General features: G+C 44.7%; 17 protein-coding genes and 1 riboswitch. Of the genes, 11 read left to right on the top strand and 6 right to left on the bottom strand.

Going from position 1 to position 20845, the window contains the following annotated elements; all coding sequences use genetic code 11:
• Positions 1–32: 32 nt before the first annotated feature.
• The 3 genes from ES754_RS07390 to ES754_RS07400 all read right to left on the bottom strand — a co-directional run bounded on the left by ES754_RS07390 (position 33) and on the right by ES754_RS07400 (position 3755).
• Positions 33–818 carry an alpha-ketoglutarate-dependent dioxygenase AlkB family protein gene (locus tag ES754_RS07390; RefSeq protein WP_147223558.1) on the bottom strand — a complete coding sequence of 262 codons (786 nt, stop codon included), beginning with the start codon at positions 816–818 and terminating at the stop codon, positions 33–35.
• 54 nt (positions 819–872) lie between these two features.
• Positions 873–1751, bottom strand: coding sequence for an alpha/beta fold hydrolase (locus ES754_RS07395; RefSeq protein ID WP_147223559.1), 879 nt, complete (start codon positions 1749–1751; stop codon positions 873–875).
• Positions 1752–1850: 99 nt separating this feature from the next.
• The gene (locus tag ES754_RS07400) at positions 1851–3755 is read right to left on the bottom strand and encodes an ABC transporter ATP-binding protein (RefSeq protein ID WP_147223878.1); all 1905 of its coding nucleotides are present in this window, start codon (positions 3753–3755) and stop codon (positions 1851–1853) included.
• 321 nt (positions 3756–4076) lie between these two features.
• Between ES754_RS07400 and ES754_RS07405 the strand changes: the two genes are divergently transcribed.
• Both ES754_RS07405 and ES754_RS07410 read left to right on the top strand, forming a co-directional pair.
• Positions 4077–4961, top strand: coding sequence for an EamA/RhaT family transporter (locus tag ES754_RS07405; RefSeq protein WP_147223560.1), 885 nt, complete (start codon positions 4077–4079; stop codon positions 4959–4961).
• 211 nt (positions 4962–5172) lie between these two features.
• Positions 5173–6063: a fructose bisphosphate aldolase gene (locus tag ES754_RS07410; RefSeq protein WP_147223561.1), complete on the top strand. Its 891-nt coding sequence runs from the start codon at positions 5173–5175 to the stop codon at positions 6061–6063.
• Between the two features lie 122 nt (positions 6064–6185).
• On the opposite strand, the gene thiC is transcribed toward ES754_RS07410, so the two are convergent.
• Positions 6186–8132 (bottom strand): phosphomethylpyrimidine synthase ThiC, encoded by a 1947-nt coding sequence (gene thiC / locus ES754_RS07415; RefSeq protein ID WP_227677862.1) that lies wholly within the window; start codon positions 8130–8132, stop codon positions 6186–6188.
• Positions 8133–8421: 289 nt separating this feature from the next.
• A riboswitch (TPP riboswitch) is annotated at positions 8422–8545 on the bottom strand.
• A 306-nt stretch (positions 8546–8851) separates the two neighbouring features.
• On the opposite strand from thiC, the gene pstS reads away from it, so the two are divergent.
• From pstS to phoU, 5 genes are all read left to right on the top strand, one after another.
• Positions 8852–10003, top strand: coding sequence for a phosphate ABC transporter substrate-binding protein PstS (gene pstS, locus ES754_RS07420; protein WP_147223562.1), 1152 nt, complete (start codon positions 8852–8854; stop codon positions 10001–10003).
• A 164-nt stretch (positions 10004–10167) separates the two neighbouring features.
• The gene (pstC, locus tag ES754_RS07425; RefSeq protein WP_147223880.1) at positions 10168–11124 is read left to right on the top strand and encodes a phosphate ABC transporter permease subunit PstC; all 957 of its coding nucleotides are present in this window, start codon (positions 10168–10170) and stop codon (positions 11122–11124) included.
• Between the two features lie 121 nt (positions 11125–11245).
• Entirely contained in the window at positions 11246–12139 is an 894-nt protein-coding gene (pstA, locus tag ES754_RS07430; protein WP_147223563.1) for a phosphate ABC transporter permease PstA, read from the top strand.
• A gap of 68 nt (positions 12140–12207) precedes the next feature.
• The gene (gene pstB / locus ES754_RS07435) at positions 12208–13128 is read left to right on the top strand and encodes a phosphate ABC transporter ATP-binding protein PstB (RefSeq protein ID WP_420825336.1); all 921 of its coding nucleotides are present in this window, start codon (positions 12208–12210) and stop codon (positions 13126–13128) included.
• A 204-nt stretch (positions 13129–13332) separates the two neighbouring features.
• Positions 13333–14052 carry a phosphate signaling complex protein PhoU gene (gene phoU / locus ES754_RS07440; RefSeq protein WP_147223564.1) on the top strand — a complete coding sequence of 240 codons (720 nt, stop codon included), beginning with the start codon at positions 13333–13335 and terminating at the stop codon, positions 14050–14052.
• Between the two features lie 58 nt (positions 14053–14110).
• Here the strand turns inward: phoU and ES754_RS07445 are convergent, their stop codons facing one another.
• Entirely contained in the window at positions 14111–14407 is a 297-nt protein-coding gene (locus ES754_RS07445) for an oxidative damage protection protein (protein WP_147223565.1), read from the bottom strand.
• A gap of 191 nt (positions 14408–14598) precedes the next feature.
• On the bottom strand, positions 14599–16092 hold the full coding sequence (gene argH, locus ES754_RS07450; RefSeq protein WP_147223566.1) for an argininosuccinate lyase: 1494 nt from the start codon (positions 16090–16092) through the stop codon (positions 14599–14601).
• Positions 16093–16190: 98 nt separating this feature from the next.
• Between argH and ES754_RS07455 the strand changes: the two genes are divergently transcribed.
• The 4 genes from ES754_RS07455 (at position 16191) to ES754_RS07470 (ending at position 20743) form a co-directional block, all read left to right on the top strand.
• The gene (locus tag ES754_RS07455) at positions 16191–17225 is read left to right on the top strand and encodes a sensor histidine kinase (protein WP_227677866.1); all 1035 of its coding nucleotides are present in this window, start codon (positions 16191–16193) and stop codon (positions 17223–17225) included.
• A gap of 493 nt (positions 17226–17718) precedes the next feature.
• Positions 17719–18456, top strand: a complete 738-nt coding sequence (locus ES754_RS07460; RefSeq protein ID WP_147223568.1) for a LytR/AlgR family response regulator transcription factor — start codon at positions 17719–17721, stop codon at positions 18454–18456.
• A 182-nt stretch (positions 18457–18638) separates the two neighbouring features.
• Positions 18639–19676 carry a hydroxymethylbilane synthase gene (hemC, locus tag ES754_RS07465; RefSeq protein ID WP_147223569.1) on the top strand — a complete coding sequence of 346 codons (1038 nt, stop codon included), beginning with the start codon at positions 18639–18641 and terminating at the stop codon, positions 19674–19676.
• A gap of 86 nt (positions 19677–19762) precedes the next feature.
• On the top strand, positions 19763–20743 hold the full coding sequence (locus tag ES754_RS07470; RefSeq protein ID WP_227677868.1) for a uroporphyrinogen-III synthase: 981 nt from the start codon (positions 19763–19765) through the stop codon (positions 20741–20743).
• Positions 20744–20845: the final 102 nt, after the last annotated feature.

Below are 20845 nucleotides of genomic sequence, written 5' to 3' on the forward strand. Positions count from 1 at the left end.
ACTATATCAGACAGTTATATTACCAAAGATAATTACAGCGTAAATATGTGCCGAAAGGTAAGACTAATTCGGCCATCATGAACCTTTTTAGTTTTAGGAATACTGTGTTTCCAATACTCTTGGGTGACACCTGCCATTACAATTAACTGACCTGGGGCAAGATAAAGATCTACTTTATCTTGCCCTTCTTTATGCTTAGCAGACTTGTGCCTAAAAAGCATTTTTCTGGCCGCTCCTAATGATAAAGCAGCAATCAACGGCTGTGCTCCCAGCTCTTTCTCATCGTCGGCATGATAGCCCATACCTTCGCTACCCGATGGATAATAGTTAAGCAGACAAGCATTAAAGTAGGAACGCTCGCTTTTGCTAGTACAGTCAGCGCCTTTATTAAAATCAGCACCTTTATTAAAGTCAGCGTCAGTATTACTAATGCCATCAGCAGTGACCCTGAGATTCAGAGCCTGAATTTTATCTTCAATTATTTGTTTCACGTGAAACACTATAGGGTGCCAACCAGTTGCTAGATAGGTATGCCCTGCATAACGGTAATTTAAACCTGCATCGCCCATCCATACAATTTGGCGTTTGGTAATATGAGTTTTACCAAACAAGGTAACCACATCAGATTGCCAAGGTAAGGTCGTTAATAATACTTGGTATAAATCATCGTCGTTATCAATAACATGCTCTATACCTAGCTGATCTAAATACTGCAACTCTGAACTATCTAGCCCGGAAGTATATGAGCCTAAGTTATACAACTGGCCGTCGTATGGCAGTAAATTATCAGTAGGGTTAGGCGTAAATAAATCATCCACTAGCTTAGACCTTTCTAATTTTATAAAATAATTGTACTTTAATGACTGATAACGTTATTTAGATAAGAAGTTTTCTAAGATAATATCGGCACACTGCTTAGGCGCTTCCATCGGCAGTAAGTGCCCATAATCTGGCAGTGAAATAATCTGTTCAGCTGGAATAAAGGTCTGCCAGTTTTCACGGACTTTATCACTGATAAATAAGGTGGGCTTGCCAGTAATTAAGGTATAAGGACAAGTGAGTTGTTTGAGAGCATCATCAATAAAGGGCGTGCCAAAATAGTTGGCCAGTTCTTGCTCAGGAGCAAAGGTTAAGATGTAGCTTCCGTCTGCTTGTTGGGTCAAGCTGCTGCTTGCGAACAGTTGCATATGCTCGTCACTGATACGGCGATAGGCACGTTGTGTGCGCAGATGCTCATAAAAGGCTTGAACGCTTGGCCATATGGCTTGTTTGCTTAGCGTGCTTTTGAAAGGCTCACGGGACAGCTTGATAGCGCGGGGCATCAAGTCATAAAGTAAGGTTTGGGCTTTGGTAAAAGTGACTGGCTCTATCAGGTATAGCTGTGAGAATAAATCAGGGCGCTTAGCCGCAGCGATGGCTGTGGCAGTGGCACCTTGCGAGTGACCGATAGCAACGATAGGCGCATCTTGAGTTTTTTCTAAAAACTCAATCAACATATCCGCATCTTGCTGGCGCGTGAGGCGGCGGCTAGTTGGCTTATCATACCAATAGCCGCGCATGGCAAGTGAGCTAAGCGTAAAACCTGCTGCCAGCGCTTCTAAGAACGGTGTATAGCTACCCACTGTAAAACCATTGCCGCCATAAAAGTGAGCGGCTGGGCGAGTGAGTGATGGTGTGTCTGCCAACTCATTGAGCTGATAGTAGCGAGCCTGCTGACCATTAATGTCGATACTTTTTGCAAAGGCTTCCATAATCGTAGCACCTCCATGTGCTGCTGAAACTGGCGTAGTTTAATTTGCATTAATTCAAATTGTCTTAATAAAACTTAGCTTAGTTTATGCACGTTTTACTTAATCCAACTCGCCTAAGAAGTCACCACTTTGACGACGCCATAGTCCTGCATAAACGCCGTTTAATGCCAGTAGTTGGTCATGGCTGCCTTGCTCAATGATTTGGCCTTTGTGCATTACTACCAGTCTATCGAGAGCAGCAATGGTAGATAAACGGTGAGCGATAGCGATAACAGTTTTGCCTTTCATAATATCGTTTAGGCTTTCAGTAATCGCAAATTCAATCTCAGAATCAAGCGCACTGGTCGCCTCATCTAGTAGTAAAATAGGCGCATTTTTGAGCATGACTCGTGAGATAGCGATACGTTGGCGCTGACCGCCAGATAGTTTGACGCCGCGCTCACCGACTTGGGTATCGAGTCCAGTATTGCCTTTATCATCATACAAATCTTTGATAAAGTCCCATGCCTGCGCTTGTTTGGCGGCATAGATAATCTCATCGTCAGTGGCCTCAGGACGACCATAGGCGATATTTTCACGCACAGTACGATGCAACAGGGAAGTATCTTGGGTAACCATACCGATTTGCTGGCGTAAGGAGTCTTGGGTGACTTCATTAATAGCTTGTCCATCAACACAGATTTTACCGCTATCGACATCAAAGAAGCGCAACAGTAAGTTAACTAAGGTCGATTTACCGGCACCTGAACGCCCAACCAAACCAATTTTTTCACCGGCTTTAATATCTAAGTGGAAGTTGTCCAAAAGCTTGACACGTGAGGAAGTCAGCGGCGTTTCAACTTCATCAATGTACTCGCCTTCGATATCATCAACAATGTCTTCACCTTCGTAACTAAAATCTACATGGTCAAAAATAATATTGCCCTCAGTCACCACTAATGCTGGCGCATTGGGGATGTCTACAATAGTTTGGGGTGCTGATAACGTGCGCATACCATCTTGCACTGTACCGATACTCTCAAAAAGACTGGCCGTTTGCCACATAATCATACGGGTTAGACCATTTAATCGTAGCGCCATCGCTGTGGCTGCGGCAATTGCACCGACGCCGACCGCGCCCTTTTGCCATAAATATAAGCCAATGCCAGCGGTAGTACCGACTAAAATAACACTGATAGTGTGGTTGACGATTTCTAGTTGCGAGACCCAGCGCATTTGAGCATGGACGGTACCTAAAAACTGACCCATCGCATCTTTAGCGTAGCTAAGCTCACGGCGTGAATGACTGAACAGCTTTACTGTCATAATGTTAGCATAAGCATCGGTGATACGGCCAACCATCAGCGCCCGCGCATCAGCCTGAATAATAGCGGTCACTTTAAGCTTTGGAATAAAGAACCACATCGTCAGCCCAAACAAGACAAACCAAATCGCAAATGGAATCAATAATAAGCTGTCTAAGTTAAATAAAATCACCCCAGTGGTGATAAAGTAGACGAGGACGTACAGCAGCATATCAGTGACGGTCATCACGGTATCACGTACGGCAAGGGCCGTTTGCATGACTTTCGCTGACACTCGCCCAGAAAACTCGTCTTGATAAAACTGCATCGATTGATTGAGCATACGCTGGTGAAAACGCCAGCGCATCTGCATGGGGAAAACCCCTTGAATCGCCTGAAAACGAATCAGCGATGACAATGAAATCCAGAACGGACTGATAATTAGTACTGCTAGCATCAGCAGCAACATATCGCCTTTTTCAGTCCACAAGTTTTGCGGGGTATAAGTACCGAGCCAATCGACTAGATTACCAATCCATGCAAATAGCATGGCTTCATAGACGCCGATACCCGCGGACAGAATCATAAACAGTAATAACCAGCCGCGCAAACCTTCGGTACAGGCCCACAGAAATTTTATCAACCCATCACGGGGCAGGGGCATTGGGGTATCAGGAAAGGCGGAAAGACGGGTTTCAAAAAATCGGAATAAAGCGTTCATAGGCAGTAGCAATACATCGATAGCAGTACGCAAGATAAACGTTGGCAAACGTTATCTTGCACTGGGACTTGTGTTAGTAGGATAGCGCTCTATTTTAGCAAAACTTCGCAATCGCACCTGCATGGTAATTGTAATTTGAACGGGTCAGACACTATTCTATAGGCCTTGGCTATCGGCTATGAAGGTGAACGTTATAAATGAATTGATGGGTCTGGAATATATAGATTGCCGTAGGTGAAATAATTTGTTACATTCCATCTATTTGCAATTATTTAATCGCAGTCTGTTAGCTAAAAGTGAGTCACATTAAGGTAGAGGTCAATGCTGTATTTAATAATTGCGGTGCTATGCAGTGTCGCAGTTTCTGTTCTATTAAAAGTACTGCGTCAACATGATATAGACATTCGCCAGACCATCGTTGCCGGTTATCCGGTTGCCTTTTTGCTGACTTGGCTGTTACTTAAGCCAGATTTGAGTGCTATCAATACGCTTGGTAGCGCTTGGGGCATTATTCTTGCGCTTGGAATTTTATTACCGACAGTATTTATAGTTCTGGGTCGGGCGATTGCAGCGGTGGGCATGGTTGCTACTGATGCGGCTCAGCGTTTGTCTCTAGTTATTCCTATCATTGCTGCTTTTCTATTATTTGGAGAAGTACTAACGGGCACACGTATTTTTGGTTTGGTACTGGGTTTCTTGGCACTGGGCGCTCTTATTTATCGCCCGCAGCCGTTAGCAGCTGTTAATAATAACGATAATAAGCTTGATAGCAGCTTACAAAAACACGTCCTGCGTACGCCTCTATGGCTATTTGGGGTATGGGTAGGCTATGGTGTTATCGATATCTTGTTTAAGCAAGTTGCCAAGCAAGGTGCGGCGTTTCCGCTAACGTTATTGGTCAGCTTTGGGCTGGCAGGTTTATTATTGCTCATTTACTTAATTGTCAGTCGCGTACGCTGGCAAGGTCGAGCGCTACTGGCAGGTTTACTACTGGGCGCACTTAATATGGGCAATATTTACGCATACATTCGCGCGCATCAAGTGTTGTCTGAATCCCCCAGTATCGTGTTTACGGGGATGAACGTTGGCGTTATTGCTGTCGCTACCCTTATTGGGGTCGGTATCTTTAAAGAGCATCTTAACCGCATCAATATAATTGGCTTATTATTAGCGGTGAGCTGTGTGGCGGTATTGTTTTTAGCGTGATAGTTTTAGCATGATGTGCTTAGTCACTATTAACATGACAGTCAATTTTTCTCCAAAATTTACAGATATGATATTTTAACCCAGCAAATACAGGCAAGATGCGTATCCTATGGTAAAGTAACCTACAAATGGTTAGTAAGCAGAAATTAAAAGATAACCGTTTATCTTTGTAATATTTAACTTTTATTAATAATGATAGGAAGTCTGTTCAATGGAATACCAAAAGCAATTACAACGTATAAAGAATGGTTCAGGATTCATTGCCGCGCTTGACCAAAGTGGTGGCAGCACCCCAAAAGCATTAGAAACTTATGGCGTTATGGGCGATGCTTACGATAATGATGAAGCGATGTTTGATCAAGTGCACGAAATGCGTGCGCGTATCATGACTTGCGACTGCTTTGATAATGAGCGAGTTCTTGGCGCGATTTTGTTTGAAGACACTATGGATCGTAAGGTTAATAGTAAACCGACTGCCAACTATCTATGGGAAGATAAGAATATTGTGCCTTTTTTAAAGGTCGATAAAGGCTTAGCAGAACATATGAGTGGCGTGCAAGTGATGCGTCCGATGCCGGGTTTGGATTTGCTATTAGATAAAGCTAAAAACTACCCCGTATTTGGTACTAAAATGCGTTCAGTAATTTATGAGCCAAATGTGGATGGTATCGAACTGGTCGTTCAACAGCAATTTGATGTGGCGAAGCAAATTATCTCTAAAGGTCTGATGCCTATTGTTGAGCCAGAAGTAGATATTAACAGTACTAAGAAACATGAGTGCGAAGTCATATTAAAAATCAATATCTTACACAACCTTGAACGCTTGGCTGATGACAAACAAGTCATGCTTAAGCTAACGTTGCCTGAAGAAGCCGGCTTCTATCAAGAGCTGATTGACCATCCAAAAGTGCTAAAAGTCGTGGCATTATCGGGTGGTTATAGCCGTAGCGATGCGTGCGCTAAGCTGAAGCAGAATCCTGGTATGATTGCGAGCTTCTCACGCGCCTTTACTGAAGGCTTGAGCAAACAGCAAACTGATAAAGAGTTTGCGGATACCATTAATACTTCGATTGATGAGATTTATCAAGCGTCGAAGATTTAGGTTTGAAGAATTAACGCTAAAAGTAATTTAAAACTATAAAAAAGCCCCACTATTTAAATAGTGGGGCTTTTTTTGTACTGCAATAATTTGAAGCTAACTCATTTAAATCTTTTTATAAAACCCTAAGCTTCTTTACTTTTGAGACCTGCCGCATATTCACGCACGTTTTGAGTGATTTTCATTGAGCAGAATTTAGGACCACACATGGAGCAAAAATGTGCCGACTTGTGTGCATCTTTAGGCAGCGTTTCATCATGAAATTCGCGCGCAGTATCAGGGTCAAGTGCCAGATTAAACTGATCATCCCAGCGGAATTCAAAGCGGGCTTTTGATAACGCATTGTCACGAGCTTGTGCACCCGGATGGCCTTTGGCAAGGTCAGCGGCATGAGCGGCGATTTTATAGGTGATAATGCCGTCTTTGACATCCTTTTTATTGGGCAGACCTAAATGCTCTTTTGGGGTGACATAACACAGCATTGCGGTGCCAAACCAGCCAATCATTGCCGCGCCAATAGCACTGGTAATATGGTCATAACCGGGTGCGATATCAGTGGTCAAAGGTCCTAGCGTGTAGAACGGTGCGTCGGCACAAGTCTCAAGCTGCAAGTCCATATTTTCTTTAATACGGTTCATTGCCACGTGACCAGGCCCTTCAATCATCACCTGTACATCATGCTTCCATGCGATTTTGGTCAACTCACCCAAGGTTCTAAGCTCGCTAAACTGTGCCTCATCATTGGCATCTTGCAAACAACCTGGACGCAAGCCATCGCCCAAACTAAACGCCACATCATACTGCTTCATAATCTCGCAGATGTCCTCAAAACGGGTGTATAAAAAACTCTCTGTATTATGAAACATGCACCACTGCGCCATGATAGAGCCACCACGCGAGACAATACCGGTCAGGCGTCCAGCCGTCAAAGGTACGTAATCTAATAACACCCCTGCATGGATAGTGAAGTAATCGACGCCTTGTTCCGCTTGTTCAATTAGCGTATCGCGGTAAATTTCCCATGTTAAATCTTCTGCGACACCATCGACTTTTTCTAACGCCTGATAAATTGGTACGGTGCCAATTGGTACTGGCGAGTTACGAATTAACCATTCGCGGGTTTCATGAATATGATTGCCGGTCGATAAATCCATGATGTTATCCGCACCCCAACGCGTCGCCCAAGTCATTTTGGAGACTTCTTCATCAATAGACGAGCCTAGCGCTGAGTTACCAATATTGGCGTTGATTTTCACTAAAAAATTACGGCCAATAATCATCGGCTCAGATTCAGGATGGTTAATGTTATTAGGGATAATGGCGCGACCTGCCGCCACTTCACTACGCACAAACTCGGGGGTAATAATGGCAGCAGGGGTATTGGCACCAAAGTTTTCGCCCGCGTGTTGGCGCATATCGGTCAGTTCGTGTTGTTTTTGAGTCTCGCGGATGGCGACATATTCCATCTCAGGGGTAATAATACCTTGTCGGGCATAGTGCATCTGCGTAACGTTTTGACCTTTTTTAGCGCGGCGGGGCTTATCAATATGGGCGAATCTTAAGTTGGCGGTACTAATATCACGGGCGCGCGTTTGTCCGTAGCTACTAGAGAGCCCCGCTAATTGTTCGGTATCGCCGCGCTCAGTTATCCAACCTTCACGTAATTTTGGCAGCCCTTTGGTGAGGTCGATGCTGGCATTAGGGTCAGTATAAACGCCTGAAGTATCATAAACATAGAACGGTGGGTTTTGTTCCCACTCGGACTTGGACACGCCTTGCACTGGCGTAGGGTCAAGGGTGATTTCGCGCATCGGTACTTGAATATCAGGGCGTGAACCTTCGATATAAACTTTGCGAGAAGCGGGCAGGATACGGTGCAAGTCGCGCGCGTCTTCTTCAAAACGGGCGTCAGTTGCTGAGCGATGAGCTGGGGTTTTTAGAGCGTCGGCTTTTTTATCCGCTTTATCATGAGCGGCGTTAACATAGTCTGGAATATGCGTGCCAACGGCTTGTGTGCTGGCGTTTGAGGTGGCTGTTAAACCAATATTTGAGCTGCTTTTTGAAATAGTCATATGCTGTCCTAGCGTGTTGTCCAGTGGTAAAGGCAACACCGCCAGAAGCTGCGGGGTAGGCGTCAGTTACGCATGCAATTTGAGCCAATCGCCAGATTAAAATAATCGCGCGAGCAAAAAAATACTAGCGGATGACTCTAATGGGAGTGATGGGTGCTGCTTATTATCAACTGGCGAACTCTTTATTAACCGGCGATTTATTAACCGGATATATCTGGCTAATAAAACAAGGCTTGAGAGTAAGCATAATAAAATAATAAGGCATTTCTGCGCGCCCGTTGCAAAACGATAACATCAGCTCAGACTTCCCTGCGTCGGTACTAACCGCATCAGGTTCGGCGGGTGGTTTCTCAGCGAATATATTTTGGCTTTATTTATTAAGCCAAGAATACATCGCACCCCGAGTCTGTCAGTGTTGTAAATCAACTTCATACTAGCAAACTTCTGCCGTGACAGCCAATGATATTTAGGCATATGGATAACGGGCTCAAGGCCGCCCTTGTTATTAAGAGTTTTTATGAATGACGTTTATTATTCCTAATCAATACTACTAAATGTTAGTGCGGCTTATTAATAATTATTAGGAGTTTAAGACTTTTGCAGTTTGCAGTCGCTCTTACTTGAGCATTGTCATCAAACTGTCATTAAAGCTTGGCACACTACAACGCATGTCACGGATTATACCTTTTTGTAGGTTTGTTAAACTTTAGGAGATTTTCATGCGTTATTCATTATTAGCGGTTGCGGTCAGTTGTGCGTTCATGCTCACAGCTTGTAATAAAGCAAGCGACACTGCAGAGCCAGTCGCAGAGAGTGGCGCAGTAGCAACAACTGGCGGTGAAAGCAGTGCATCAAAAACAGCAACCCCTGCGAATACTGATAAAGTTTCAATGAATATTACCGGTGCGGGCGCCTCATTTCCGCAACCTATTTATGCCAAATGGTCAGCCGACTATAACGGCGCGACCGGTGGACAAGTCAATTATCAATCTATCGGTTCCTCAGGCGGTATCAAGCAAATCGTCGCTGGCACCGTTGACTTTGGTGCCTCAGATGCCCCAATGACCCCAGAAGAGCTCAACGAAGCCGGTCTCATTCAGTTCCCAATGGTGATTGGTGGTGTCGTGCCAGTGGTTAATATTAAAGGTATTGCGCCGGGCGCATTAAAGCTCGATGGCAACATGCTCGCTGATATCTATTTGGGTAAAATCAGTAAATGGAATGACCCTGCTATTGTACAACTGAACCCAGATTTGAGCTTACCAGACAGTCCGATTACCACAGTATTCCGCTCAGATGGCTCAGGCACGACCTTTAACTTTACTGACTATTTGGCCAAAGTATCCCCCGATTGGCAAAGTAAGGTTGGGGTTGATAAAACGGTCAAATGGCCAACCTCTGCTAACGGCGCGGCCGGTAAAGGCAACGAGGGCGTCGCAAGCTATGTCGGACGGATGGACAACTCGATTGGGTATGTCGAATACGCTTATGCCAAGCAAAATAATATGGCGCATGTGGCACTCAAAAATGCAGCAGGTAACTTTGTACAGCCTTCGATAGAAAGCTTTGCGGCGGCGGGCGATATTGATTGGGCGCAGCAAGCCGGCTTTTATAAAGTTATTACCAACTCTGAAACCGCTCAAGCATGGCCAATTGCTGCGACTACCTTTATTTTGGTACACAAACAACCAAAAGATGCCAAGCAAGTGGCAGGCGTATTGAACTTCTTTAGCTGGGCGTATGACCAAGGGGACGACTCAGCAACCGCGCTCGATTATGTACCGTTCTCTGATACGGCAGTAGCATTATTTAAAGACAGTTGGCAGCAAGTGGTCGATAAAGATGGTAAGCCGGTCTATACCCCGCAGTAATCCTCAGTCTAATAACGTTTTTTTTCATATCCATTTTCATATCAATTAATGTCATCACAGTTATTTAGATATCAATTGTCTTTCGTATTATTTAGTTTTACAGCGCTGATATAGGTGCAGTTTGTTTGCAAGCTGCGCCTATTATCGCAACTATTGAGGTGGTTATGGCAGAGTTCAATCTGCAGACACAGTTGGCCAAACAAAAACGTTGGGATGCGATATTCGTCAATACTACCAAAGCGGCGGCACTGTTTGTGTTGCTAAGCTTAGGGGCGATTTTACTGTCCCTTATTATTGGTGCTTGGCCGAGTATGCAGGCGTTTGGGCTGGATTTTTATACCAGTAATAACTGGGATCCGGTTGCCAATGAATACGGGGCACTTGCACCCATTTATGGCACGCTTGTCACCTCGGTAATGGCGCTGGTGATTGCCGTTCCTGTCAGCTTTGGTATTGCGATATTTTTGACTGAGCTGTGTCCGGCATTTTTAAAAAAGCCACTGGGCATAGCTATTGAATTGCTCGCAGGTATCCCCTCTATCATTTATGGTATGTGGGGATTGTTTGTGTTCGCGCCTTTTTTTGGCAATCATATCCAACCATGGCTGACCGAAAATCTAGGCGGACTGCCTATTATCGGCAAGCTGTTCGTCGGTGCACCGATGGGCATTGGCTTATTTACTGCCTCGTTAGTACTGGCAATCATGATTATTCCCTTTATCGCTGCCACCATGCGCGATGTGTTCTCCGTCGTGCCCGCATTATTAAAAGAATCGGCCTATGGCATGGGTGCGACCACTTGGGAGGTGATGTTTAAGATCGTGTTGCCTTATACCAAAGCGGGGGTGGTTGGCGGCATTATTTTGGGATTAGGTCGGGCGCTTGGTGAAACCATGGCGGTGACCTTCTTGATTGGTAATACCTTTAATATCAATCCCAGTATGTTTGCCTCTGGAGTATCTATTACCTCAGCGCTCGCCAATGAATTCGCTGAAGCGTCCGATCCGCTGCATCTATCGGCGCTGCTACATTTGGGGCTGATACTATTTATGATTACCTTTATCGTTTTGAGCCTCTCGCGTCTGCTATTACGCGGTATGGATAAGCGCGCTGGACAATAGGTTTTGGTAGGTTGTTTTTGGTGAGCTACTTTGAACAGTGACCACTAACCCTGAAAACTTATAATAAAAAGTTTGTCTTATAAACAGCCTAAAAAGTTAAAAATAACAAGGAATCTGCTGCATGACCGCGTTGTCTGCCATTACTCAAGCCTCAACTCAACCTATAACGTCCATCGACCAAGCGCTCTATCGCCGCCGCCGCTTATGGAATAAAGTCGGTTTGGGTTTTGCCGCCTTAGCCATGATATTTGGCTTATTTTGGTTGTCGTGGATTTTGCTGACCTTGGCTGTTGAAGGCTTTAGCGGTTTGGTGCAGATGCCTGTATTTACCGCTGATACGCCGCCGCCGATGGCGGAGGGTGGTCTGCGCAACGTGATTGTCGGTTCGCTAATGATTGCCAGCACGGGCTTATTTATTGGTGCACCGATTGGCATGCTGGCAGGGATTTATTTAGCAGAATTCTCGCACGGCAATTGGCTTGGACAAGTGATTCGCTTTTTAAATGACATTTTATTGTCCGCGCCATCGATTGTGATTGGCTTGTTTATCTATGCCTTATTGGTCAAAAACTATAGCTTTTCAGGTTGGGCAGGGGCGTGTGCCTTGGCGTTAATTGTTATTCCAGTGGTGGTCAGAACGACTGAAAGTATGCTGCTATTAGTGCCGAATACCTTACGGGAAGCGGCTTATGCGTTGGGCACACCTAAGTGGAAATTAGTGCTAGGCGTAACGGTTAAGGCCGCAAGGGCAGGCTTAACCACTGGCATATTATTAGCCTTTGCGCGTATTACTGGCGAGACCGCGCCGCTACTATTTACTGCGTTAAATAACCAGTATTTCAGCTTAGATATGAGTAAGGCGATGGGTAACATGCCTAATACCATTTATCAATTTGCCATGAGCCCTTATGACAATTGGCACACGTTAGCGTGGGCAGCGGCGTTATTAATCACCCTAACCGTGCTGACGTTAAACATAGCGGCACGCTATATCGGTGGCAAAGAATATAACTAAAAACTGCTGTTTACCTGTTTTCTTGATTTTATAATACTTTCACTTTATGCCAGACCTGAATAAGGGACATGACCATGACCGATACTGCCGCCAAATCCAAGAAGAATAAGACTCGCATTACGGTACCTATGCGCCGCTCTAGCACTGCTGATGCGCATAGCAGTATGCCTGTGACCGGTGAAAACCCAGCACTGTCGACTGAGCCAGCGAGCAATTTGTCTATAGATAATCTACCCGCCGCAAAAATTCAAATCCGTGATTTAAACTTTTATTACGGTAGCTTTCGTGCGCTAAAAGATATCTCGCTCGATATTCCAGACAAGCAAGTAACGGCCTTTATTGGCCCTTCTGGTTGCGGAAAATCGACGTTATTGCGCACCCTAAACCGGATGTATGATTTGTATCCTAATATGCGCGCCGACGGTCAGATTTATCTCGATGGTCATGATGTATTGGCCAAGTCGATGGATGTTAATTTACTGCGTGCCAAAGTCGGCATGGTGTTCCAAAAGCCCACACCGTTTCCCATGTCCATTTTTGATAATGTGGCATTTGGCGTACGCTTATATGAAAAAATGTCCAAGGCAGAGCTTGCTGAGCGCGTCGAGTGGGCACTGAAAAAAGCTGCGCTGTGGACTGAAGTCAAAGACAAGCTGAATGCTTCAGGCTTATCATTATCTGGTGGACAGCAGCAGCGCTTATGTATCGCGCGCGGCGTGGCAACCAAGCCGGAAGTGTTATTATTAGATGAGCCAACCTCAGCGCTCGACCCCATATCAACGGGGGCGATTGAGGATTTAATTGAGGATTTAAAGCAGGAATATACCATTGCCATCGTCACTCATAATATGCAGCAAGCGGCGCGGATTTCTGACTATACCGCTTATATGTATCTTGGGGATATGGTCGAGATGGGCAATACTGATCAGATTTTTACCAATCCTAGTCAGCAAGCGACTGAAGATTATATTACGGGGCGTTATGGCTAATTGTTTTATTTATTATGGTTTTTCTACTCATATAGTTAATCCAATTTACAAACGACCCAATGTTGCTGGGCTACTGAAATGAATTTTTTGCAGCCTCTGTCACGCTTGCGAACAGCACGCAAGAAAAATTTATACCAATAATACGTTGTCATAAATGTGTCTTTTTTATTGAGTTTTTATCGTGTTTCTATTGAGAGTCTTATTATGTCCAATCAGATGTTCCATACCTCCAAAAGCTTTGATCAAGACTTAACCGAGACCACTGATTTATTTTTAGAGATGGGTGCGCTTGCCGGGCAGCAAGTGGCACAAGCTATGCACGCTTTGATAGAAGGCGATATGCATTTGGCCCATCAGGTGGTTGAGCAGGACAGTGCGGTCAATCAACTAGAGGTGCTGATTGATGAGCGTATACTATTATTAGTCGCTAAAAGGCAGCCAGCCGCACGCGACTTGCGCTATGTGATGGCGGTCAGTAAAGGGGTGGTAGATATTGAGCGTATCGGCGATGAAGCGGCTAAGATTGCTCATATGGCGCAGCAAGTGGCAGCCGATAACAGTGGTACTTATAGCTATCATGAGGTACAGCACTTGAGTAACCAGGTGCGCCTGATGCTACACAGTGCGCTAGCAGCATTTGAACACTTGCAAGTAGAGCGGGCTTTTGATGTGATGCGTAGCGATGGTAACGTGGATTTTGAGTATCAGTCTGCCATGCGAGCTCTGATGACCTATGTCATGGAAGACCCGCGGCAAGTCAGTCATGTGATTAACCTAATGTGGATACTTAGAGCGCTTGAGCGCATCGGTGACCATGCGCGCAACATCGCTGAGCTAGTGATTTATATCAGCAGTGGTACGGATGTGCGCCATAGTGATTTTGAGACAGTACAACAAGCCATTGACGCTAGCAAAATCGGCTAGCGTCTGCTGTATTTTCAGTGGTTATATTTTACTTTCAGGCTTTAAGTTAATTTTTGGTTTAGCCTTTATTTTCAGGCGTCCAACCTTCTGCGCGTTCATAGTCTTCATTGTCCAAAAATTTATCACGCTGCTCCGTCAAGAATTTCTTGGCTTCAGGGTCCATCATACTGAGATGATTTTCATTAATTAACATGGTTTGATGTTCAAGCCATTCTTGCCATGCCTTGTCAGATACGGTTTCTTGTAGTGCTTGCCCACTTTTATTAGGGAAAGGCGGGTACGACATTCTTGGCAAGTCTTGCTTATATTTGCGGCAAAATACCAAATTCGCTTGGGGATTAAAAGTCTCAGTCATGGATAGCTCCTTGTTTGTTATTTATTGATTATTATTAAAGGTTTGATAAAAAGTGTCGTTTAAACTTGTCTATAAAAGAGTTGTCTATTAAAAAATGGTTTGTCATCACATACTGTACCTGATTATACCTATAAAAACACCCGCAACGATGGCGGGTGTTTTTATGGCTATGATTCAGTCAGCATAACGCCTTAAGCGAACACTTCTAATCGTGTGCGCGCGCGGCTAACGGCTTGCTTCACTTGATTGGGCGCTGTGCCGCCTAAGTGGTCACGCGCTGCGAGCGAGCCTTCTAACGTTAAGAACTCGAACACATCGTCGCCAATCGCATCACTAAATTGCTTTAATTGCGCCAATGATAAATCGCTCAAGTCGACACTTTCTTTAATACCTAAAGCAACCGCATTGCCGACCACTTCATGCGCATCACGGAACGCAACGCCATTGCGTACTAGATAATCCGCTAAATCGGTAGCGGTGGCATAACCTTTCATGGTGGCTGCGCGCATATTTTCTTTATTGGGCGTGATATTCGGCAGCATATCGGCAAAGGCCAATAGTGAACCAGTCAACGTATCGACACAATCAAAGAGCGGCTCTTTGTCTTCTTGGTTGTCTTTATTGTAGGCTAATGGCTGACTTTTCATTAGGCTTAATAAAGTCATTAACTGACCAAAGACGCGTGCTGCTTTACCGCGCACCAATTCTGGCACGTCAGGGTTTTTCTTTTGCGGCATGATCGATGAGCCGGTACAAAAGCGGTCGGGAATCTGCACGAAGTTAAATTGTGCCGACATCCAAAGGATAATCTCTTCACTCATACGTGACAGATGCATCATTAAAATAGAGGCTGCTGAGGTAAACTCAATGGCAAAATCACGGTCTGATACGGCATCGAGTGAGTTTTGGCAAATGCCTTCAAATCCAAGTAACTCAGCAGTAATGGTACGGTCAATCGGGAAAGTGGTACCAGCAAGGGCGGCGCTACCAAGTGGCAGCTGATTAATACGGCGACGCGCATCGACAAGGCGCTCAGTGTCACGGAATAACATCTCAAACCATGCCATCACGTGATGACCGAAACTCACTGGCTGCGCGGTTTGCAAATGGGTAAAGCCCGGCATGATAGTATCGGTATGTTGCTCAGCCAAATCAAGCAAGCCGCTTTGCAGGCGTACCAACAGTGCAATAATATTATCCGTTTCTTCACGTAACCACAGACGAATATCGGTGGCAACTTGGTCATTACGACTGCGTCCAGTATGTAGCTTTTTGCCTACTGGCCCAATAATATCCGTCAAGCGCGATTCAACGTTCATGTGCACGTCTTCTAGTGCAATGGACCATTGGAACTCGCCCGCTTCAATCTCAGCGAGTACTTTTTTTAAGCCGTCAATAATAGTGGTAACGTCGTCACTGCTTAAAATATCGCATTTGCCTAGCATGGTCGCATGTGCGATTGAGCCTTCGATATCGTGACGGGCAAAACGCTGATCAAAGCCTACGGAGGCGGTGAAAGCAGCAACGAAGCTATCGGTTGCTTCGCTAAAGCGCCCGCCCCACATCTGTTGGCCTGGGCTGTTTTGTTTAGCGCTGTCGGTTCTAGAAGCATCTGTGCTAGAATCAGGCGCATGTGAATTTTTATTTTGCTCGGGATTACTAGTATTTGAAGAAGTGGCGTTCATATCGGTCTAAGACAAGTCTGGAGAATAAGGGCTCAAGTATAGCAAATGATGAGGTTGCCTTACTAGCAGAGCGCTTAGAGTTTTTTGTCCCTAAGTTCATGGACACTATGAGGGCTTGGCAGTGGGTGCTATATATCTTTTTCTGGTCGCTATTTGTCACTGTCATTGATCGGCATGATTTAGCGACGTGGTCAGATTTCTTAATCAAATTTGCCAGCCGTATCACTCAAAATACAATGACTATTATTCCTGCATTTTATTTGATTGACTATTTGCGTCCGATTTCAAAACACGCCAACCCCGTCCAGATAAGTATGCGCATTTTACTGCTCGTTATGTGTGGCGCTGCGATATCAGCAACCTTCGTCAAGTTAGTCATGATTAATGTCGGCTGGCTTGAGTATGACCCTTACACTTTTATCTTTAGTGTTTTATTTAATGTGGTTACGACCGGCGGCTTTACAATCGTGTTTTTGTTGTATTTTTTGCGCCAGCATCGTGAACTGATGGCGCTTAAAATATCCTTTGAAAATAAGCTTACTGCGCAAAACGACATCATGAAGTCCCGCATCTCTCCGCATTTTTTCTTTAATACCATCAACAGTCTTGCCTCTCTGATAGAGACTGATCCACCACATGCCGCTGAATTGTTGCAGCACGTCTCAGCCTTATTTCGTGCCACTTTTAACGGGGCCCGTGAGATTAGCTTTGAGGAAGAAGTGGCCCTATGTGAGCATTATTTAGCCATCGAATCGAGCCGTCTAGCAGATAAGCTGGTAGTCACATGGCAGCTGCCTGAAGATGATATGATGTACGATATGGTTATTACCTCATTGACGCTACAAAGCGTGCTTGAGAAGATGCTGCTCAATGTGGTTGAGATGACTACTGAAACTATTGTGATTGATATTACCGTCACTTGGCAGCATCACCGTATTGCCATCACTGTGACCGTGCAACTGCCAAGCAAAACCTTTATGGTGACTCATGACTTACGTCGACATATTAGTTTTCATATTCAAGCTGATCGTCTCAGAGCATATTTTGGTCAAAGCGCTGATATCCAAAGTACGGTCACCAGTCAACAGATTGTGACGGTTATTGATTATCCATTGCAAGATGTAGGGCTTTAATTAGCCTGAACTTACCTTTCCTATCAAAATCGTTTCAGCATTCAACAAGTTTTTTCTATTTGAAGCATAGTTTATTGGTGTGACCGGTTCCAATTAGCCGTCGCCATACACAATATTATATATTTACATTGATGGCACAATTGTTGCAGCTTATATATTCTTATATATCTTTAATCTTTATATTTAACCCGTTTTTATTAACTTATAGCTGACAAAATTGTTCTACAACTCCTGCTTTGCTTATTCAGCAAATAGCGTACTATTAGGTAGTTGAGTTACAAATATGGTAATTTGACAAGCAGGTAGCAAGTAAAACTACAAAGCATAAAACCTAGATAAAATAAGTCATTATTTGCTGATAAAATCATAAAAAAAGTATTGATAATCAAAAGCGTTGACAATAATAAGATGATAGTTTGAAGGTAATTGTCATTAAAACCCATAATAAAAAACCAACAAATTTTGTTCGGTAGGCTGTCAAAGAGGGAAGTACATGCGCATTGTAGTTTGTGATGATGAGCCATTAGCCCGTGAGCGTTTGATTAGAATTGTACAAGAATCAGGTCATGAGGTGGTTGCACAGGCAACGACTGGCGCTGAGGCGATTACCGCAGTAAACTCTCTACAGCCAGATGTAATTTTGCTTGATATTCGCATGCCAGAGATGGATGGGGTTCGTTGCGCCACAATCCTAAACGAGCTTGAACATCCCCCAGCGATTATCTTTGTTACGGCTTATGATCATTATGCTATTGCTGCTTTTAAGGCCAATGCAATCGGCTATTTGTTGAAACCTGCCAATAAAGTTGAGCTGCTAGAGGCACTAGGTAGGGCCAAGAACCTCAATGCTGCTCAACTAAACGGCATTCGTAAATTACAAGACCCGACGGCGCGGCCCGTCCGTGAACATATTACTGCGCGTACCCATCGCGGGGTTGAGTTGATTAAGCTTACAGACATTTATTATTGCACTGCCGATCAAAAGTATGTCAAAGTCCGTCATAAAGGCGGTATTGTGCTCATTGATGATACCTTAAAAGAGCTGGAGCAAGAGTTCGGTGAACGTCTCTTTCGCGTCCATCGCAATGCCATTATTAACCTCAACTATTTGGATTTCTTAGAGACCATTGATTCTGGGCAATATCAAGTACGCTTCAAAGGTATTGATGAAACTTTAGCTGTCAGCCGCCGCCACTTGCCAGCGCTACGGGATAAAATTCAAAGTATGTAGCCGATAGTTTATGGCATAATAATTTCTAGCTGGATGATCTATAGATTAATGGCTTATATACTCATGACGACAGCCTAATAAACCACCCATATCTTAAAACCCTTATTTATGCTTAAATAGGGGTATTTTTTTGCGTCACTGGATAGCAAAATCCTATAGTACCAACCTTATTGAGGCCATTTATGAGCACCACGCCGCAACCTGCTGTCACTACTCTAAACATCGCTACTCGCCAGAGCCCTTTGGCATTATGGCAAGCGGAACATATTCGCGATCGCCTGATGGATTTATATCCAGAGATGACGATTAACCTGCTAAAAATTGTCACTAAAGGGGATAAGATTTTGGACACCCCATTAGCGAAAATTGGCGGTAAGGGTTTGTTTGTCAAAGAGCTTGAGCAAGCGATGTATGATAAGGAGGCAGATATTGCCGTACATTCCTTAAAAGACGTGCCCATGCAGTTACCTGAAGGTTTGATGTTAGGGGTTTATTGCAAGCGCGCATCGCCAACAGATGCGTTTGTGTCTAACACTTATAATAGTATTGATGAGCTGCCACAAGGCTCGGTCGTTGGGACCTCAAGCCTGCGCCGTCAGTGTCAGATTAAGGCTTATCGTCCCGACCTACAAATCAAAACGTTGCGTGGCAACGTTGGCACACGTTTGGGTAAATTAGATGCTGGCGAGTACGATGCCATCATTTTGGCAACCAGTGGTCTACAGCGTATTGAGCTTGACGCCCGCATTCGCGGTGAATTGGATATCGATATGTGCCTGCCTGCCGTTGGGCAAGGGGCGCTCGCGATTGAATGTCGCGAAGGTGATGCTGAGATACTCGCATTACTAGCACCACTGAATGATAATCAGGCACGTATTCGTCTGATTGCAGAGCGAGCTTTAAATCGCCATTTAGAAGGTGGCTGCCAAGTGCCTATTGCTGCTTTTGCTTTGCTACAAACTTCTGATAATAGTCATAATGATAATAGCAATACAATCGACAATAATAATGATGACGCGGGTAATATGTTGTGGTTACGCGGTCGGGTTGGACAAGCTGATGGTAGCGAGTTACTGAAGTCTGAAAAGTGCATTAATTTAAGTGGCACCCAAGCCGAGCGAGAAGTGCAAGCCAATCAGCTGGGTATCGATGTGGCAACAATGCTGCTTGCCAAAGGTGCTGGTGATATTTTAGCAGCGATCTACCATCCCGAAGAGTAAGTTTAAAGGCGTTACTTATAGTAGCAGTCACTTTATCGGCACTTAAGTATCTTATGAACCCATGTGCCTTATGTATTGGTATACCTATGTCATCGTCTCAGTCAATTAATAGCTTATCTGCACCGTTGCCAGTCGTCATTAATACTCGTCCTGTCGAACGCGCAGCTCCATTGACCTGCCATTTGCAGGCGGCGGGATTTACAGTGGTAGATATACCGATGCTGTCGCTGCAGCCACGATCAGTAGCTGATGCTGATATCGCTATTATGCGCGATTGGCTGGCAGGCGCTTATCAGGCGCTTGTTATTGTCAGCCCAACGGCGGCGGCTTCCGGACTGGCAGTTTGGCAAGCGCTTGAATGTGACAATAAGACTAAGGATATTAATAATAAACCAGTAATAGACGTAACAAAAGCACCGAGCCATTTAATTGCTGTTGGCGAGGCGACTGCTGCGGTATTAAAAGAGGCGGCATTAAGCAGTGCTCTATCAGATAGCGCCGCGCTACCCACAGCCAGCTATGACGTGCTCCAGCCTATGATTGCTAATAATGAAGGTATGCTCGCTATGCCTGAAATTGAAAACCTACAAGCTGGCGATAAGCTGTTAGTGTGGCGTGGTCTTGGTGGTCGGCGGTTGTTAGTCGATACCCTGCAAGCGCGTGGCGTACATATTGATAGTATTGCTTGGTATGAACGTACCATGCCGGTAGCAGCAAGTGTGCAATATCAGCAATGGCGGCAGCAATTTAAGGCGGTATCTAAGCTACATTTAGCACAGCCGCAGTCGTCACAGCCCCCAAAACCTATTGTGATTATTAGTAGCGGTACCGCCTTTGAGCATTGGCAAAGCGTGGTTGAGCAAGCACAGTCTATCGGAATGGAATCAGATTCAAATCCAAATGCTATCGCGCCTCTTACCATAGCAGATTTTAGTTACGTGGTATTGGGCGTGCGGTTGGCCAATATGGTTGCTACCCACCAGCTGAGTTATTGGCGAGTAGAAGACCTTGCGCCTGACACTATATTAGCAGCGATTCAATCAAGCACTCGTTTAATCGAACTATAACAGTCTAATAACGCATCTAAAAAACTGCTAACAATGTGGCGATAATGGCGATAGTGACGATAACTGTTGTCTGCTGCTCATTTTAACTGTGTTTAAACCTAT

The organism is Psychrobacter frigidicola, assembly GCF_007997305.1.
In the GTDB taxonomy this organism is placed as follows: domain Bacteria; phylum Pseudomonadota; class Gammaproteobacteria; order Pseudomonadales; family Moraxellaceae; genus Psychrobacter; species Psychrobacter frigidicola.

Bases quoted from the DNA above. Each gene is read 5' to 3' on its own strand.
- ES754_RS07400 (WP_147223878.1), bottom strand. From the start codon at position 3,755: ATGAACGCTTTATTCCGATTTTTTGAAACCCGTCTTTCCGCCTTTCCT.
- ES754_RS07445 (WP_147223565.1), bottom strand. From the start codon at position 14,407: ATGACTGAGACTTTTAATCCCCAAGCGAATTTGGTATTTTGCCGCAAA.
- ES754_RS07460 (WP_147223568.1), top strand. From the start codon at position 17,719: ATGCGCATTGTAGTTTGTGATGATGAGCCATTAGCCCGTGAGCGTTTG.
- pstS (WP_147223562.1), top strand. From the start codon at position 8,852: ATGCGTTATTCATTATTAGCGGTTGCGGTCAGTTGTGCGTTCATGCTC.
- phoU (WP_147223564.1), top strand. From the start codon at position 13,333: ATGTCCAATCAGATGTTCCATACCTCCAAAAGCTTTGATCAAGACTTA.
- hemC (WP_147223569.1), top strand. From the start codon at position 18,639: ATGAGCACCACGCCGCAACCTGCTGTCACTACTCTAAACATCGCTACT.
- pstC (WP_147223880.1), top strand. From the start codon at position 10,168: ATGGCAGAGTTCAATCTGCAGACACAGTTGGCCAAACAAAAACGTTGG.
- ES754_RS07395 (WP_147223559.1), bottom strand. From the start codon at position 1,751: ATGGAAGCCTTTGCAAAAAGTATCGACATTAATGGTCAGCAGGCTCGC.
- pstA (WP_147223563.1), top strand. From the start codon at position 11,246: ATGACCGCGTTGTCTGCCATTACTCAAGCCTCAACTCAACCTATAACG.
- ES754_RS07410 (WP_147223561.1), top strand. From the start codon at position 5,173: ATGGAATACCAAAAGCAATTACAACGTATAAAGAATGGTTCAGGATTC.
- ES754_RS07470 (WP_227677868.1), top strand. From the start codon at position 19,763: ATGTCATCGTCTCAGTCAATTAATAGCTTATCTGCACCGTTGCCAGTC.
- ES754_RS07405 (WP_147223560.1), top strand. From the start codon at position 4,077: ATGCTGTATTTAATAATTGCGGTGCTATGCAGTGTCGCAGTTTCTGTT.
- ES754_RS07455 (WP_227677866.1), top strand. From the start codon at position 16,191: ATGGACACTATGAGGGCTTGGCAGTGGGTGCTATATATCTTTTTCTGG.
- pstB (WP_420825336.1), top strand. From the start codon at position 12,208: ATGACCATGACCGATACTGCCGCCAAATCCAAGAAGAATAAGACTCGC.
- thiC (WP_227677862.1), bottom strand. From the start codon at position 8,132: ATGACTATTTCAAAAAGCAGCTCAAATATTGGTTTAACAGCCACCTCA.
- argH (WP_147223566.1), bottom strand. From the start codon at position 16,092: ATGAACGCCACTTCTTCAAATACTAGTAATCCCGAGCAAAATAAAAAT.